Annotated in this window: 13 protein-coding genes, 1 tRNA gene and 1 pseudogene; 6 read left to right on the forward strand and 9 right to left on the reverse strand. The window is 61.4% G+C overall.

Features of this window, described 5'->3' with window-relative positions:
* Positions 1 to 781, reverse strand: a 781-nt coding sequence (locus EN949_RS22490) for an SDR family NAD(P)-dependent oxidoreductase (RefSeq protein ID WP_127371781.1), incomplete at its 3' end; no start/stop codon positions are given.
* Between the two features lie 312 nt (positions 782 to 1,093).
* Complete coding sequence (locus EN949_RS22495; RefSeq protein ID WP_027161648.1) at positions 1,094 to 1,789, reverse strand: TetR/AcrR family transcriptional regulator C-terminal domain-containing protein; 696 nt, start codon at positions 1,787 to 1,789, stop codon at positions 1,094 to 1,096.
* 192 nt (positions 1,790 to 1,981) lie between these two features.
* Between EN949_RS22495 and EN949_RS22500 the strand changes: the two genes are divergently transcribed.
* Both EN949_RS22500 and EN949_RS22505 read left to right on the forward strand, forming a co-directional pair.
* Positions 1,982 to 2,464 (forward strand): RidA family protein, encoded by a 483-nt coding sequence (locus EN949_RS22500; protein ID WP_164755183.1) that lies wholly within the window; start codon positions 1,982 to 1,984, stop codon positions 2,462 to 2,464.
* A 335-nt stretch (positions 2,465 to 2,799) separates the two neighbouring features.
* Positions 2,800 to 3,561: a GNAT family N-acetyltransferase gene (locus EN949_RS22505; protein WP_127366589.1), complete on the forward strand. Its 762-nt coding sequence runs from the start codon at positions 2,800 to 2,802 to the stop codon at positions 3,559 to 3,561.
* Between the two features lie 4 nt (positions 3,562 to 3,565).
* Here EN949_RS22505 and EN949_RS22510 read toward each other — a convergent pair whose 3' ends face one another.
* The 7 genes from EN949_RS22510 to EN949_RS22540 form a co-directional block, all read right to left on the reverse strand.
* Positions 3,566 to 4,393: an MBL fold metallo-hydrolase gene (locus EN949_RS22510; RefSeq protein WP_127366590.1), complete on the reverse strand. Its 828-nt coding sequence runs from the start codon at positions 4,391 to 4,393 to the stop codon at positions 3,566 to 3,568.
* A 3-nt stretch (positions 4,394 to 4,396) separates the two neighbouring features.
* Positions 4,397 to 5,191, reverse strand: a complete 795-nt coding sequence (locus EN949_RS22515) for a TatD family hydrolase (RefSeq protein WP_063172157.1) — start codon at positions 5,189 to 5,191, stop codon at positions 4,397 to 4,399.
* On the reverse strand, positions 5,191 to 6,732 hold the full coding sequence (gene metG, locus EN949_RS22520; RefSeq protein ID WP_127366591.1) for a methionine--tRNA ligase: 1,542 nt from the start codon (positions 6,730 to 6,732) through the stop codon (positions 5,191 to 5,193). The genes EN949_RS22515 and metG overlap by 1 nt, the downstream gene beginning before the upstream one ends.
* A 90-nt stretch (positions 6,733 to 6,822) precedes the next feature.
* Positions 6,823 to 7,878: a DNA polymerase III subunit delta' gene (locus EN949_RS22525; protein WP_063168013.1), complete on the reverse strand. Its 1,056-nt coding sequence runs from the start codon at positions 7,876 to 7,878 to the stop codon at positions 6,823 to 6,825.
* On the reverse strand, positions 7,875 to 8,549 hold the full coding sequence (tmk, locus tag EN949_RS22530) for a dTMP kinase (RefSeq protein WP_063170241.1): 675 nt from the start codon (positions 8,547 to 8,549) through the stop codon (positions 7,875 to 7,877). Before tmk ends, EN949_RS22525 begins: the two co-directional genes overlap by 4 nt.
* Before the next feature lie 140 nt (positions 8,550 to 8,689).
* Complete coding sequence (locus EN949_RS22535) at positions 8,690 to 9,856, reverse strand: D-alanyl-D-alanine carboxypeptidase family protein (RefSeq protein WP_063170240.1); 1,167 nt, start codon at positions 9,854 to 9,856, stop codon at positions 8,690 to 8,692.
* Positions 9,857 to 9,959: 103 nt separating this feature from the next.
* Positions 9,960 to 11,192: a septal ring lytic transglycosylase RlpA family protein gene (locus EN949_RS22540; protein ID WP_127371782.1), complete on the reverse strand. Its 1,233-nt coding sequence runs from the start codon at positions 11,190 to 11,192 to the stop codon at positions 9,960 to 9,962.
* A gap of 377 nt (positions 11,193 to 11,569) precedes the next feature.
* Between EN949_RS22540 and EN949_RS22545 the strand changes: the two genes are divergently transcribed.
* The 4 genes and pseudogenes from EN949_RS22545 to EN949_RS22560 all read left to right on the forward strand — a co-directional run.
* Positions 11,570 to 11,905, forward strand: coding sequence for a hypothetical protein (locus EN949_RS22545; protein WP_013531580.1), 336 nt, complete (start codon positions 11,570 to 11,572; stop codon positions 11,903 to 11,905).
* Positions 11,906 to 12,267: 362 nt separating this feature from the next.
* Positions 12,268 to 12,357: transfer RNA gene (locus tag EN949_RS22550), tRNA-Ser, on the forward strand.
* 217 nt (positions 12,358 to 12,574) lie between these two features.
* Positions 12,575 to 13,699, forward strand: a complete 1,125-nt coding sequence (locus tag EN949_RS22555) for a helix-turn-helix transcriptional regulator (protein WP_063168011.1) — start codon at positions 12,575 to 12,577, stop codon at positions 13,697 to 13,699.
* A 332-nt stretch (positions 13,700 to 14,031) separates the two neighbouring features.
* Positions 14,032 to 16,214: pseudogene (locus tag EN949_RS22560) on the forward strand (autotransporter outer membrane beta-barrel domain-containing protein); the annotation flags it as partial.

Here is a 16,214-nt window from a genome sequence, read left to right on the forward strand (position 1 = left end):
GTGCTAGCGCATTCACCCTTATGCCCTTGCCGATGAGATTGCCCGACAGGGCCCGCGTGAAAGCATGAATGCCGCCCTTGGTCATCGAATAGTCGACCAGCTGTTTTGAACCGTCGATACCGGTTACCGAACCGGTGTTGATGATCGCCGAACCGGGTTTCATGTGCGGCACCGCTTCCTGCGCCATATGAAAATAGCCGTAAAGATTGGTCTTCAACGTCGTGTCGAAATGTTCTTCGGTGAGCTCGCCGAAGTCGCTGGAATGGATCTGGAACGCAGCATTGTTGACCAGCACGTCGATGCGGCCGAATTTTTCAACGGTCTCCATGACCGCCTTGTGGCAGTGGCTGCGTTCGCTGACATCGGCCTTGACCAGGAGGCAGCGTCGTCCCTCCTTTTCCACCGCGGATTTGGTCTCTTCAGCGTCTTTGTCCTCGGCCAGATAGACGATCGCGACGTCGGCGCCCTCGCGGGCGAACAACACCGCCACCGAGCGGCCGATGCCCGAATCGCCGCCCGTGATGAGCGCTACCTTTTGGTTGAGTTTTTTCGATCCGAGATAGTAAGGCGCATCGTACAGCGGCGCCGGCTCTATGGCCCATTCATGTCCCGGTTTGGGCTGATGTTGCTCAGGGAAGGGGGGCTCGGGATATTCGCGGGCGCCAGCCTGCATGGCGCCTTGAAGCTTCCCATCGCCTTTCGATTTGTCCTTGGCATCGATGCCACGTTGGATATGGCGCTGCTTGGCCGCTTCACCGGCTATTTCCGACTTCATCTGCATGATCGTCTCCTTGGCTTGGAGAGAAAACAACGCATGTCGGCCAAAAAGGTTTGCGCAAAAGATCGACTGCAGAGAGGATTCCGACCAGCGGTTGGCAATGCGTGGCGACGACATCGCCAACTGCAACAATTCAGCTGCAATGCAGCCGCACCAGCCACCGCCGCGATGGGATCGAGCATCTGGGGCTTGCCCGCTGCCTGCGCCGCCTTGGCGGCGAGCCAAACGTGATGATGTGGACTGGGAAGCTCTTGCGTCAAACTGGCATGCGCAAAGCAGCGCCATCCGGTCTGCTCCGGGCGGAGCGCCGGAATTCTATCTTGGCGAGAGGCCGTCGAGCAGGAAGTCGAGGCCTCTTCGGAAGGCGCCATCCCAATCGTTGTCCAACAGCAGACGAGAGCGTTCGATTGTCGGGTAGTGTTCGCTGAGATGTGTAAGACGCTGCTGTGCGGCTGCCCTGTCTTCTTCCGAGAGATCGAAGCTTGCCCGGGTGAGGGTGGCGCCCATCACATAGTTCCAGAGCGACCATATCGCGGCGTTCAGATCCGCGTCCGCAACACCGGCTCTGGACAAGGTCTTGCTCAGCATTTCCAGGCGACCGAGAATGTTCCGGCCGAGCGCCCGGCGCGGCAACAGCGATGCCGACCAAGGATGACGCAACATTCTGGCGCGCCAGTCTTCGAGCATATGAACGACGTCTCCGCGCCAGTCCGGAGACTCACCTGTTTCAGGCGATCCGCGATGTTCGAGCACCGAATCGACTGCTAGATCAAAGACATCCTCCTTGTTGTCGACGTGCCAATATAGACTCATCACACCCGAGCCGAGGCGATCGGCCAGCCGACGCATTGTCAATCCGTCTATGCCCTGGGCGTCCAGCAGTTCCACCGCGGTCGCCACGATACGCTCTCGAGACAGCGGCGGCTCGCTGCTCGCTTGCTGCACGGGCTGGAGCGACACGCTTATCCGTTGATCCCCTTTGCTCCGGGCGCCGCTGCGTTTGGCTATCATCCGTCGTCCTCGCTTTTTCAGAACATCGATTTTGACCGGCAACGCGACAAATGTCGATCTTGAACGATTGACTCGTACGACGTACCATACGATGACTCGTACATCGCACGATTCACGTAGCGATTAGGTTAAAGTCCAATCTGCAGGCGCCAGGGTAGGTTGCTCGCAGGCTGCGGAGCCAAGCGAAAAACCATGTCACGCGCAATCAAGCATCTGCTTATCGGAGGGCTAATCATCATGACCATTGCAGTCCCCACTGCGTCGCCGGCGAACGAGTTCAAGCTGACTATTGTCAATCCACAGGCGCTCTACGACCCGTCGCCGAATGGCTACAGCACCGCCGTAATCGCACCGCTCGGAGCTCGGATCGCCTACATCTCCGGGCAGGGCGGCCAAGACAGCACAGGAGCCTTGTCACCGGATTTCGCCGTCCAGGTGAAGCAGGCCTACACAAATTTGCATGCTGCGCTTGAGGGCATCGGCGCTAGGCCGGATCAGGTGGCGAAGCTCACGGTCTTCGTCGTCGACCACGACATGTCCAAGCTCGAGGTGTTGACCAGGAACGTCAAGGACATGTTCGGCGAGGCGCTGCCGGCGCAGACTCTGGTTCCCGTTCCCAAGCTTGCAATCGATCCCATGCTTTTCGAGGTGGAAGCCACCGTTATTCTGGAATAGTCGCTCCGATTGACCCGATCGTTCGAACAAAGAGTCGAGCGCGCTGCCGACGGCTGCGCGCTCACAATATCGAGCCGATGTTTGCAAACCTGACGTCTCTCCAGGCTGAAGATGTTTGCAAACCTGACGTCTCTCCAGGCTGAAGCCTACAAGGGAACTGGAAAGTGAAGTCGGTGACCGCCGCATCCTTGCCGCTCGCCGTATCCAAAAGTCGCATAAGATAGATTATGGAACTAACGCATGGGCCAAGAACTGTAAATTGCCGCTGATTCTCATAGGCTTGAGCCGATTGTGGCGTATTGCCTTGAGCGGATCGCCAACGCTAGGCTGTCGAAATGAAGATGGCAAACAGCGAGATCGAAGCGGCAATCGAAGTGTTCGTGCATGGCTTCAGCGCTGACAGGAGCCGCACCTTTCCTTACGAGGCCAGCCGCGTTGGACCATTGTGGCTGATGCGCGATGCCGAACGCAAGAATCTTCGCGATTACCGCGGCGAAGAATGGGTCGTCCATGACGTCGCCGCTCAAGAGACCGATGCCGTCGTGCGGCAGCATGCACGGCCGGGCTTTGCCATTTCCGTTGTGATCGCGAACGACGATCCGGACGGGCCGACACGAACCGCCTACAAAGCTCTCGGCTACCGGCTGCTGCGGACCGAAGGCTTTTTCGTCCACCGATTGCACCGGATTCCGAACCCGCCATCGGTTGCTTCGGTCGAACGCGTGCAGACGGCCGAACGGGCGGCACAGTTGGGAAAGATCATCCGCAGGCAGCCGATCCCAGACGATTTGCTCGGCGACACCGCGCCGTTCCGCCAGTATGTGGCAATCGACGGCGCCGACATCGTTGGGCGCGTTCGCAGCCTGGATGCCGTGGGAGCCACCTGGTGTTCGAGCATGTATGTCGAGCCGTCGCACCGGCGTCGCGGCATTGGTCAGGCTTTGATATCGAAAATGTTGCACGACGATCGCGCGCGCGGGTCAAGGTACTCGGTGCTGGCAGCAACCCATGCCGGGGCGCTGCTTTATCCCCGGATGGGCTACGAGCGGATCGGAACGCTGCTGATATTTGCACCAAGGAGCCGAAAGCCCTCATGAAGCTCTATTCGCATCGTGCTGATTCGTAAGGGATTTCTATAACCATGCCGTCATAGGCGGGTTCGACATTGGCTGGTGTCTCGGCCATCACCGAGACGTAGTCGAGCGGCACGTGCATATGTGTCAGCACTGCATGTATCGGCGCCAGCCGCTGGATCCATTCAAGCGCTTCGCCAAGTGACAGATGACTTGGATGCGTCCGGTACTGCAGCGCGTCGATGATCAGCACGTCGAGGTCGCCCAGCCGTTCGGCGGTGGGTTCCGGAAAGTCGCTGATGTCGGGGCAATAGGCGAGACCGCCAATGCGGAAACCGAGCGATACGATGTCGCCGTGGATCTGCGGCAGCGGCTCGAGGGTGAGGGTACCCCCCTCTCCTTCGATGACCACCGGCCTGGTGTGGTCGATGAGATGCGGGCTGACGATCGGCGGATAGGAACTGCCTTGCGGCGTCTCGAAACAGTATCCGAACGCTTCCCGCAGCCGAAGCATCGTCGCCCTGTCGGCATGGACGTCGATGAGCTGGCGCTGATCGAGGACGAAACCGCGCAGATCGTCGATGCCATGGATATGGTCGGCATGCGGGTGGGTATAGACGACCGCATCGACACGTTTAACGCCGGCCAGCAGCATCTGCTGCCGAAAATCCGGCCCCGTGTCGATGACGACAGTCGTTCGGCTGCCGTTCGCCGCGATCCGCTCGACGAGCGCGGCGGCACGGGTGCGCCGGTTCCTGGGGTTGTCGGGGTCGCAATTGCCCCAATCGCCGGTGATGCGCGGCGTACCTGGGGACGAGCCGCAGCCGAGAATGGTGAGGCGCAGCCGGTCAGTCATCGTTCAGGCACTTTGCTCTGCAGGCCGCGGCATCTTGCCGAACAGCCGGAAGAAATTATCTGTGGTCAGATCGGCGATTTCAGCTTCGCTTACCCCGATCGTTTCGGCCAGCACCTTGGCGGTATGGGCGACATAGGCGGGCTCGTTGCGTTTGCCGCGAAACGGCACGGGCGCCAGATAGGGCGCATCGGTTTCGACCAGCAATCGGGCATGCGGGACATCGGCGGCAATGGCACGCAACTCAGCTGAATTCTTGAAGGTCAGGATGCCCGAGAACGACACGTAGCCACCGAGAGCGACGCCCACCTCGGCAAGCCGGCGCCCGGAAGAAAAGCAATGCAGGATGAAGGGGAAGGCGCCCTTCCCTGTTTCGTCCTCGAGAATATCAGCCATGTCGGCATCGGCATCGCGCGAATGGATGACCAGCGGCAGCCCCGTTTCACGGGCGGCGGCGATGTGATTGCGAAAGCCTTGCGCCTGTGCATCGCGTGGCGCCTTGTCGTAAAAATAATCGAGACCGGCCTCGCCGATGGCCACTACTTTCGGGTGCGCGGATAGCCGCACAAGCTCCTCGACCGTGATATCCAGTTCTTCGGCCGCATTGTGCGGATGAGTGCCGACAGAGCAATAGACTTCGTCGAAAGTTTCAGCGATCTCAAGTACTTGCGGAAAACGCTTCACGCGCGTCGAGATCGTCACCATACGGCCAATTCCGGCGGCTAAAGCGCGGGCGACGATGGCCGCCCGCTCCTCGGCGAAATCTGGAAAATCCAGATGGCAGTGGCTGTCGACGAGCATCAGACGTTCTGTTCGACATAACGCGGAAACACGCCTTCCGGTACGGGCAACGCAGTACCCGGCACCAGCGCATGGTCCGCGTGGACATGCGCGAAATCGCGGCTCTCCGCCGGCACCGCCAGCAGGTCGAGCAGTTTCGCGGCCGAGCCCGGAGTGAAGGGCTGACACAGCACCGCCACGCGGCGCACGACTTCGGCGGTCGTCCACAGCACCGTTTCCATGCGCGCCGGGTTGGTCTTCTTCAGCGCCCATGGTGCCTCGCCGGCGAAGTAGCGATCGGCTTCCGCCACCACGCCGAAGATAGCTGCCAGCGCCAGATGGATGCCCTGCTCGGCGACCGCCTTGCGCGCGGTGTCGAGCGCGGCGGCGGCCTGATCCAGGATCGCTCTGTCTGCATCCGTCAGCTCGCCGCGCTGCGGCACCACGCCGCCGCAGTTCTTGGCGATCATCGACAGCGAACGCTGCGCCAGGTTGCCGAGACCGTTGGCAAGATCGGCATTGGTGCGGTTGACGATCGCGTCATGGCTGTAGCTGCCATCGTTACCGAACGGCACCTCGCGCAGGAAGAAGTAGCGCACCTGGTCGAGACCGTAGTGCTCGACCATCGCGAATGGATCGACGACGTTGCCAACAGATTTCGACATCTTCTCGCCGCGGTTGAACAGGAAGCCATGCGCGAAGACGCGCTTTGGCAACTCGATGCCCGCCGACATCAGAAATGCCGGCCAATAGACCGCATGGAAGCGGACAATGTCCTTGCCGATGATGTGCGTGGCCGGCCAATAGTGCCATTGCTCGGCCTTTGTGTCGGGATAGCCGGCGGCGGTGATGTAGTTGGTCAAGGCGTCGACCCAGACATACATCACATGCTTGTCGTCGCCTGGCACCGGCACGCCCCATTTGAAGGTCGTGCGCGAGATCGACAGATCCTTCAGCCCCGACTTGACGAAGCTGAGCACCTCGTTGCGGCGCTCGGTCGGACCGACAAAGTCGGGCTGGCTCTCATAAAGCGCCAGCAATTTGTCCTGATAGGCGGAAAGCCGGAAGAAATAGCTTTCTTCCTCGTTCCATTCGACCGGCGACCCAAGCGGTTCGCGGCGCACGCCGTCGTCGCCGAGCGTCGTCTCGCTCTCGTCGAAATAGGCTTCCTGGCGCACCGAATACCAGCCGCTATAGCGGTCGAGATAGATGTCGCCATTGGCGGCCATCGCTTTCCAGATCGCCTGACAGGATTCGTAGTGGCGCGGTTCGGTCGTGCGAATGTATTGGTCATTCGAGCCGCCCATCGCCTCGGTCATTGCGCGGAAAATCGCCGAATTGCGGTCGGCCAGCGCCAGTGGCGTTATACCTTCCTTCTCGGCAGTTTGCTGCATCTTCAGGCCATGCTCGTCGGTGCCGGTCAGGAAGAAGACGTCCTTGCCGTCCAGGCGCTGGAAGCGTGCCAGGGCGTCGGTTGCAATGACCGTATAGGCGTGGCCGATATGCGGCTTGCCGTTCGGATAAAAGATCGGGGTGGTGATGTAGAATTTGTCGCGTGACATGAATGAACCGTCATGAATGTCTGAATGGAAAGGCGTGGCGGTGGATATCGTATCGAGGCAGCATTTGCCATCCCGATCCAGGAAACCCAGTCACATTCGCATTGCAGAATTCAGGCGGTCGATCATGATCAAGGCGTGCTGCTTCTTATCGAGATTGTAAGTATCGGTCTCAGATATAGCGTCCAGCGCCTCATGCCAAGTGTCCGACAGCGTTTTGGCTCGTGCGAGATCGCCAGCCAGTGCTGCCTGGCTTGCCGCGTCCGACAACAGGTCTAGCACCCGGCGGTTGAAGATATCGAACTGGATCGCCTGATCGCGGCCGGCCACGGCTTCGGCGAGGCGGAACGCGCCGCCGACATCGCTCTTTTTCCCGGTGACCAGAGCGTCGAGCGTCGAAGCGATCTCCAGCCCGCCATACTGCGTCAAGAGGATCGCGGTGCGGGCGCTGCCCCCTGCCCGCTCGGCCAGTGCCGCGCGCGCCGCCGGATCCTCAGGCGGCGCCGGCTCGGTCGTTTCCAGCACCGTCATCAGGTCGTCGGCGTCGAGCGGGTTCAATCTCACCACCTGACAGCGCGACCGGATCGTCGGCAGCAGGCTGCCCGGCGCGTGGACAATCAGGATGAACAGAGTCCGTGCCGGCGGCTCTTCAAGATTTTTCAGCAAGGCATTGGCGGCATTGGTGTTCATGTCGTCGGCGGGGTCGACGATGACGACCCGGTAGCTGCCGTCATGCGAGGTCAGCGACAGGAAGCGGCTGACCTTGCGGATCTCATCGACGGTGACGACCGTCTTGAAACTCTTGGTCTTGTCGTTCAGCGGCCGGGTCAGATGCAGCACGGAAGGATGCGCCCCGGTGGCGATCTGGCGAAACAGCGACGACGCCGGATCGGGAGCGGCAAGGCTTTCCGGCGCCTGCGCGAAATCCGGGTGCTTCAGCAGATGATGCGCAAGGTGGAAGGCGAGCGTCGCCTTGCCGATGCCGACTGGCCCGGAAAAGATCAGCGCATGCGGCAGCTTGCCGGCGCGATAGGCGGCGGTGAGCACGCCTGCAGCCTGGCCGTGCCCGACCAGAAGGGGCGTTTCGGAGGGCTCCGGCACGCCGTCGAGCGTGTCGTGCTGCTCGGGTGCGATGCGCTCGAAGATCATGCCGGCGTCGCCTGCCTGTCGCGTGCCGGCGCTCTCGCCGCCAGCGCCGCGAACACTGCCGCGGTGACGACGTTCTCAACCGCGTCGGGCTCGGCGGCTGCGTCGACGACGATGCAGCGCTCCGGCTCGGCCTTGGCGATCGCCAGAAACGCCTCGCGGCGGGCCTGGTGGATCGCCAGCGTCTCCTTTTCGAAACGGTCGGCGACTGCCTCGGCGCCGCGCCGCAGCGTTGCGCGCCTCAGGCCTTCCGCTGGGTCGATGTCGAAGATCAGCGTCATGTCCGGCATCATGCCGTTGATGGCGACCTGTTCCAGCGCATCCATGAACGCCGGATCGATGCCGCCGGTGACGCCCTGATAGACGCGTGAGGAATCGAGGAAGCGGTCGCAAAGCACGATGGAGCCACGCTCGACCGCCGGCCGGATCACCTGCTCGACATGATCGGACCGCGCGGCGGCGAACAGCAGCGCTTCCATCTTCGGCCCGAACGGTTCGGCTGCGCCCGACAGCAGCACATGCCTGACCGCTTCGGCGCCCGGCGAGCCGCCGGGTTCGCGGGTAAGCAGCACGTCGTATTTCTTGGCGCGCATCTTCCTGGCCAGCCGCTCGATCTGCGTCGACTTGCCTGCCCCCTCGCCGCCTTCGAAGGTGATGAAAAAACCGCGTGCCAACCGAGAGGCCTTCTTGTCCATGGCTGAATGGGATTGTAGCGCTCTAGATAGTCCGCGTTGGGCCAAACGTCCATGCCGTCGATTTTTTGCCCTTATGCATGCCGTTCCCCAAAACCATGGCTGGTTTTGAGCGACATGCGTTAGCGCAGCCAGCCGATCACCAGTTCCTTGACGGCATCGAGCGCGCGCTGCGGCAGCGTGCCGACGCCGATCGATTCGGCAGCGAAAAGCGGCGTCTCCTGGCTCAGCGTATCGCCGATCCAGACGCGCAGCGCACCCACCGGCTGCCCCTCCTCCACCGGTGCTGCAACCGGGCCGTCATAGACGATCCTGGCCGTCAGCTTGTCGCGGTTGGTGATCGGCAGGAAGATGTCGATCGGTCCCTTTGCCTTCAGCGTCACCCCGGATTTGGCGCCGCCGAAAACCTGGGCTTCTCCAACCACCTCGTCCCTGGCGAAAATTTCGGTCTTCTCGAAGGAGCGGACACCCCAGTCGAGCAGCTTTCGCGCTTCCTCGGCGCGCTCCTTGTCCGAGGCCAGCCCGCTCATCGCCGCGATCACGCGGGTACCATTGTGGCTGAGCGAACCGACGATGCCGAAGCCGGCTGCCTCGCTCGCCCCGACCGCCAGGCCGTCGGCGCCGATGTCCATCGCCAGCAGCGGATTGCGGTTCCTCTGTGAGATCTTGTTCCAGGTGAAATCCTTTTGGGCATAATAGCGATAGAAATCCGGATAATCGCGCCACAGGTGCAGGGCGAGCTGCGCCAGCTCGCGCACGGTCGTCTGCTGGCCATCCGCCGGCAGGCCGGTCGAATTGACGAAAGTCGACGTCTTGAGGCCGATCTGGCGGGCGCGTTCGGTCATCTGCACGGCAAAATTGTCTTCGGATCCCGACATGCCTTCGGCGATGACGATGCAGCCGTCATTGGCCGCCTGCACGGTCACGCCCTGAATCAGGTCTTCGAGCCGGATCGACGACTTGAGCTTGGCGAACATCGTCGATGTTCCCGAAGGCGCGCCACCCTTGCGCCAGGCGTTCTCGCTGACCACGAACGTATCGTCGAGCTTCAGGCGGCCGGATTTGATGGCATTGAAAACCACTTCCATGGTCATCAGCTTGGCCATCGAGGCCGGCGGTATCGGCTTGTCGGCCTCCTTGGAAAACAGCACCGTCCCGGTCTCGGCATCGATCATGAAGGCCTGCGCGGCCTTGGTCTCGAACAGCTGTGCACCGGCCGGAGCCTGGAAAAACAGCAGCAAGCCAAAAACCAGAAGCCCGGCGAGAGGCGGGAGCAAGCGAAATTGCATGATGTTCGACCCGTTGGCCGGCACCGCCGGCAAGCCCGCGAAAAGTATCAGGCTTTTTGCGCGGCGGATCAACCGCGCAGCGGAAATCCCATCAGGCTTGCGCTCAGTTGCGCACAGCCAGCGCATCGGGCGCGCCATGCGACCAGGCAGCCTGCAGCAAATCATCGAGATTGCGGTGGCCATCGGGATAGAGATTGACCGAATACCAATCCTCGCCATCGAGTTCCGAACGCTGGATCTCGATCTTGCCGTATGCGGCAAGCTCAGCGGCAACACGCTTGGCCTCCGCTGCATCCTCGAACGAACCAGCCGCGACGTAGTCAGTGGACGGACCGGCCGCTGGCGGCTGCCGCTTCCATGATTGGAGCACATCGGCCAGCGACATGCCGTCGCCACCCATCGCGGCGAAGGCATTTGAGGCGCGTTCGACCCGCTCGTCGGCATAGGACAGCGAGGCCACGGCAAACGGCGATTGCGGCGGCAGATTGATCTGCGGACGCTCCGGCACGATCGGGCCGAAATCCGGAAGCGCCAGATCGCCATAGGCCGACGACTGCGTCGACATGATCGGCTGGACAGAACCGGTATCTGTCAACTGGCCCGGAAACGGCACGGCAGCAGTGCCGGCAGGCAGGCTTGGCGACGGCCCGTTCATGGCGACCATGACGCCGGTCGGCAGTCCATCCGACGGGTCTGGCGCCCTGTTGCCGGGATGATAGGAGGCCATCAGATACTGGTCGTCATCGCCGTCGAGCGGCGCGCGGCCGACATATTCGACCTTCACCTGAGCGGTGCCGGTGTTGGCATAGTCAAGCATCTGGGCAGCGCGCTCCGATACGTCGATGATGCGGCCTTCGTGATATGGGCCGCGATCGTTGACGCGAACGATGACCGAACTGCCGGTCTTGAGATTGGTGACGCGGGCATAGCTTGGCAGCGGCATGGTCGGGTGCGCCGCCGTCAGATGGGTCATGTCGTAGACTTCGCCATTGGCGGTAAGCCGGCCATGGAAGGCGTCGCCATACCAGGAGGCGAGGCCGACCTTGGCGTAGCGCTTGTCTTCCTTCGGGTAATACCACTTGCCACGGACCTGATAGGGTTTGCCAAGCTGATCCCTGCCGCCGCCACGTTGGATGCGCCCGTTCCGGGAGATCACACGCGGGCTTGCCTTCACGCCATATTCGGATTCGGCGAAATACTCCTTGGAGCGGGTCTTCTTGTTGACCATCGCTTTCGGCTCAGGCTGCGACGCGCAGGCGGCCAGCAAGGCAGCCGACATGGCGAACAACGCGACGGTAGCAGCGCGACGAAGACGCGGTGGCGTCACAGCCTGCATTTTCCTGATGTCCCCTTCAGTCTCAACTCAAGGCGTCGCGTTCAACCACCAGAGGAGCCAAAACACTCACCCGACAATACCAACGACGCTTAAAACCCCGATCCTTTGTGCGCAGGAATTGCTTATCACGGTATTAACCGATTGTGGCCGCAACCGGGCAAGATTGTGGCGTCTCCACCGTAAGAGCTCTCTGAAAAGTAACGGTTTTCGTGCTTCCACGCGAGAGATGTGATGCCCTCTGCCACAGAAAGCCTGGCTTCGCTCCTGCCCGCCGTGTCTGCCGGTTGACCGGGCTTTGTCGGGCAGCGGACCGACCGCCGGAACAAAGAAATGCGCCGCTAGTTTCATCCGCAGGGCACTCGAACAGAAGGACGAGCATGATGAAAATGACTTCATTGATGGTCGCGATCGCGATGTCGCTTTCTGCCGGGTCTGCGATCGCCGCATGTCCGGACAAGTCAGCTTCGAACACCGGGACCGATGCCGGACAGACCGCCGGTATTTCGAAAGATGGAACCCACGCGCCTTTAGAGACTCCGAAGGCCATGGGCAACGCGAACAAGCCAGCCGCCAAGGATGGCACCACGATGCCATTGGCGGGCGCTGAAGGCGGGGGCGACAAAAACCTTGCAACCTCGCAGCAGGATATCGAGGCGCAGCAGCACGGTGATAAGGCCGCGGCGGCAAAGGCGGACGAAAATTGCAAAGACTGAGGACCGTACAGGCCGGAGCCGATTTGCAGCTTCGGCCTTCCTCACCAGTAGCTGTTCCCTTGGCGAAAGTTAAATCTGCGGGATACCGCAGCTGTCCCAAGAGGCTGACCCGTAGGGATTCGCCAGTCGGCGGGCTCCTTCTTCATCATGCACCAATGGGATAGCGAGTTCCGGTGCTCGATTCCGACAAACTCAGAGCCTGCCAGGACGGCAGGAACCGACACAGTGGTGGTTGACGCAGCCCTCAATGCCGCTTTACAGGAATGAGGCGTGAACCAGCCGGGAGCGCCTTCGGTGCCAATCCGGTGCCACAGGCCAAACGAGTTGGCCCCGCGCTGCCCAAATGGTTGAAAAACCACGATGGAGGAATGGCCGAGCGGTTTAAGGCACCGGTCTTGAAAACCGGCGTGGGTGCAAGCTCACCGTGGGTTCGAATCCCACTTCCTCCGCCATTCGATCGAGAAGGGCATACAGAGCATACAGAACTGAGTACGCCGATTTCCGCCTCCGTGGACGTAAGGGTGAAGCGTCAAACATCATGTCTGCTTTCTCCTGACCTTGGGCGTCAGCACTGGTAACCCCCCTGCTCATTCGACGTTCTATCCCTTGCATCGACCGCAATCAGAGGTATGCTAACACTTCATTCTGGTTGTATATTTCGCAAGGCTTATGGGATATTCGATCTCTCACGAGCGCCTGTCGGTAGTGATCGGTCGCATATATGAGGCCGCCTACGATCAATCGATTTGGCTTGACGTGGTCCTTCAGTTGCAAGCCATGTTTCATGGCTCCAGAGCCTGTTTCTCGGGCATCGACTGGGCCAATGTCGAGGATAGCTTTTGCGTCTCACCGAGCCGCGACCCCTATTGGGACAGGATTTTCCTTGACCATTTCGCGACCAACGAACTCTTTGCGCCGCGTGTGGCCGCGCCGCTTGGCCGGGTTTTTAGCGACACCCAGTTGATTGGGCGGCACCGTATTGAACGCACCTCCGTCTGGAACGAATGGATGATGCCGCAGGACATGTATGACGGCATGTTCTGCAATCTGCGCGCGTCGGAAAAGAACTACTGGTTTTTCGACGTGCAGCGAGGCCGAGGGCAGCCGGCGTTCGACGCCGATGATCGTGCGATGCTCGCCCTGATCACGCCTCATCTGCAGCGCGCTGCGGGTTTGGGCCGACATTTCGAGGCGCGACCTGTGCTCCGATCGCTGCTCGGCCACCTGCCCTTCGCCGGCTTTATCGTCGATCCGCGCCTGCGCATCCTTGACATGAATGACGCCGCGCAAAGACTTTTGGTACAGCCGATCACTCTGCTGACGGCGAACGGTGGCCATCTGGCCACCTCCGATTCCACGCAAACCCAAATGCTGCAACGTGCGGTCGCACGAGTCTGCCGGGTGGACGAGAGCGAGTTTCCCATTTCGGCTGCCGATTTGATCTTGCGGTCGGAGCGCGGCGACCAACTGGTATTGTCGATTGGATTGTTGCCCGACGGCGAGATGTTCGGCCTGTCGGCTGGACCTTGCGCGGTGGTGCTGGCGCGCGAATCACGTTTGGCCCTGTCGACGAGCTTAGCCGATCAACTGCGAAAAACCTTTGGGCTGACAGGGAAAGAAGCTTCCGTCGCGCTCGCGCTCGCAAGCGGATTGTCCTTGAAGGAAATAGCGATCAGGGAAAACATGGCCTACGGCACCGCACGCGTTCATCTGGACAAGATTTTTCGCAAGACAGATACGCAGAGGCAGAGTCAGCTCATTGCGCTGCTGAATGCATTTCGTCTTCTGCCCTAACAAGCTGCAATAGCACATTAAGGTTCTTCGAGTGCAGGGCGTTGCGACTGTGGCGAGCCAGCGACAGTGCGCCACTCTTTGGCCGGTCTATGGCATTTGATATATATATCGCCCACCCATCATCCGTTATTGCGAATCTGAAGCACTGATTTGCTCGAAGCATTGCTTTGCTTGGGCTGTTCTGATGACGGCAGATTGCATTTATTGGACGATGGGGCGGGCCTATCATGAGACTCTACGGTTTTTCGGCAGACAAAGCCTACCCACTCGTTTCCTTGCGCGCGCAACTCCTCTCGCAGGCCAGTCGCTCGGCACTGCGTTTCGCAATCGGCATGGCCGGTTTCGCCGGCTCGGCTGTTTTCTTTTCCCCGCAGGCGCAGGCGGCATGTACGGTCACTCTGGGAACTGATGTGCAGTGCGGCACCACCTCCACGGTCAATGCCGTCAATCCGGCTGCTCCTCCCAACGACCGGGGCTATTCATTTTCTTCACCGTTTACGGCCCACCTCGCGATCGATGCCGGGGCGACGGTCAGCGGATTTGGCCTCGCGATCGAGAATACCGGCAATGGCGCCGTCATGGTCGTCAACAACGGCACGATCAGTGTCGATGCGGGCAACACGCCAACAGCCGGCGGGACCGCGGCACTCAATATCGATGCCGCCTCCAACCTGATCACGTACACAGGCAGCGGCGCGATCACCAATAACGGCAGTGGCGATGCCTTCGCAATAAAGCAGAATGGCCTGGGCTCGATCGATGTCGATGCCACCGGCGATATCACGGCGGCTGCCGGCTCAGGCATTGTGGTGCGTAACACGGCGGCGAGTGGCTCCATCGATGTCACCACGGGCGCGGTGACGGCGCTGGCTGCTGGCATGTTCGGTATCGACGTCCAGTCGTCTTCGACGGCAGGCAATCTCACGACCGTGGCGAACGGCGATGTGACGGCGGGCAATACCGGTATCTTGGGTCGAGTTTCCTCCACAGGAACTGGCAACATCGATATCACGGCGAACGGCGCCATCGACGCAGGCAACGGCATTATCGCGCAGAACTTGGGCAACGGCTCGACGACGGTGAAGGCGATGGGACCGGTCACCGCGACAATGGCGTCGGGCCTTGGCGTCTTCGCTCAGGGCCGGGGCGATGTCTCGATAACAACGGGTGCGGTGACCTCGACGGGCGGTCAGGCGGTCTATGCAATAGGGACCGGCACAGGCACAGGCACAATCGATGTGACGACCAACGGCAACGTCTCGGGCACTGCAGGCATCCTCGCAGGTAACTCCGGCACGGGCATGATCAGCGTGATCGCCAATGGTGCGGTGACCGGCACATCCTTTGACGGCATCGTCGCGAACGGTGGTGGCGCGGTGGACGTGCAGGTCGCCGGCACGGTGATGGGCGCGCGTTCCGGCCTGACCTTGATTGGTGGCGGCGGCGGCACGGGTAATCTCTCGGTGACGGGCGCGGGCGGCTTCGTCGGCGGCAGCGACGATGCGGTGAATATTCAGAACTATGGCCCGGGCACGGTCACGGTCGATATATCCGGCGCCAGCAGCTCGACGAGTGGCGGCGGCATCGTGGTGCGCGACACGGCGACGGGCGGCAACATCGGCGTCACGACGGGCGCGGTGACGGCGCTGGCTGCCGGCAGGATCGGCATCGACGTTGAGACGCTGTCGGCGACGGCCAATGTGACGATCGTGGCGAACGGCGATGTGAAGGCGGGCGGCCCCGGTATCTTCGCTGGCCTTTCCTCGGGAAGCGGCAACGTCGATGTCACGGCGAACGGCGCGATCGACGCGAGCAGCGGGATTGTCGCAGGGACTGTCGGTACAGGTTCGGTGACCGTGAAGGCGGTTGGTCCGATCACCGCGACGACTGGTCGAGGTATCGACGCTGAAAGCTCGGCCGGCAATGTCGCGGTGATAACGGGTGCTGTGAACGCAACTGCGGCTACGGCGATCTTCGCGCTCCAGGACAATCCGGTGGGCGCTGGCACGATCAATGTGACGACGAATGGCAATGTCTCGGGTACGACAGGTATCCAGGCAACCAATCTTGGCACGGGCGCGATCACGGTGATCGCCAATGGCGCGGTGACCGGAACGTCGGCCGAGGGCATCGTCGCGACGGGCAACGGCGTAGTGGATGTGCAAGTCGCCGGCACGGTGACGGGCGCGACGCGTGGCCTGACTTTGACTGGTGGGACGGGCGCCATCAACGTCGCCTCGTCGGGCGCGATCCGTAGTCTTTCCGGACTGTCCAGCGATGCGGCGATCGAGACCAATGCCGCGACGATGGCGCTCACAAACGCCGGTTCGATCGTCGGTACAGCGCAGTTTGCCGGCGGCGCGACACTGTTCGCCAACGACGGGAACTGGAACGGCGCCGGTGGAACCAGTGATTTCGGCGGTGGCGCCAGCAGGCTGGTCAACGACGGGACCGCCGTCGGTGGAAACTCCGCCGGCGTCGCGGAGACGACGCAATGGACCAATCTGTTTCAGTT

Origin of the sequence: Mesorhizobium sp. M7A.F.Ca.US.007.01.2.1 (assembly GCF_003998165.1) — a bacterium.
Lineage (GTDB): Bacteria > Pseudomonadota > Alphaproteobacteria > Rhizobiales > Rhizobiaceae > Mesorhizobium > Mesorhizobium ciceri.

Coding starts and splice junctions, on each gene's coding strand:
- EN949_RS22495 (WP_027161648.1), bottom strand. CDS start 1,789: ATGATAGCCAAACGCAGCGGCGCCCGGAGCAAAGGGGATCAACGGATA.
- EN949_RS22500 (WP_164755183.1), top strand. CDS start 1,982: ATGTCACGCGCAATCAAGCATCTGCTTATCGGAGGGCTAATCATCATG.
- EN949_RS22505 (WP_127366589.1), top strand. CDS start 2,800: ATGAAGATGGCAAACAGCGAGATCGAAGCGGCAATCGAAGTGTTCGTG.
- EN949_RS22510 (WP_127366590.1), bottom strand. CDS start 4,393: ATGACTGACCGGCTGCGCCTCACCATTCTCGGCTGCGGCTCGTCCCCA.
- EN949_RS22515 (WP_063172157.1), bottom strand. CDS start 5,191: ATGCTCGTCGACAGCCACTGCCATCTGGATTTTCCAGATTTCGCCGAG.
- metG (WP_127366591.1), bottom strand. CDS start 6,732: ATGTCACGCGACAAATTCTACATCACCACCCCGATCTTTTATCCGAAC.
- EN949_RS22525 (WP_063168013.1), bottom strand. CDS start 7,878: ATGATCTTCGAGCGCATCGCACCCGAGCAGCACGACACGCTCGACGGC.
- EN949_RS22535 (WP_063170240.1), bottom strand. CDS start 9,856: ATGCAATTTCGCTTGCTCCCGCCTCTCGCCGGGCTTCTGGTTTTTGGC.
- EN949_RS22540 (WP_127371782.1), bottom strand. CDS start 11,192: ATGCAGGCTGTGACGCCACCGCGTCTTCGTCGCGCTGCTACCGTCGCG.
- EN949_RS22545 (WP_013531580.1), top strand. CDS start 11,570: ATGATGAAAATGACTTCATTGATGGTCGCGATCGCGATGTCGCTTTCT.
- EN949_RS22555 (WP_063168011.1), top strand. CDS start 12,575: ATGGGATATTCGATCTCTCACGAGCGCCTGTCGGTAGTGATCGGTCGC.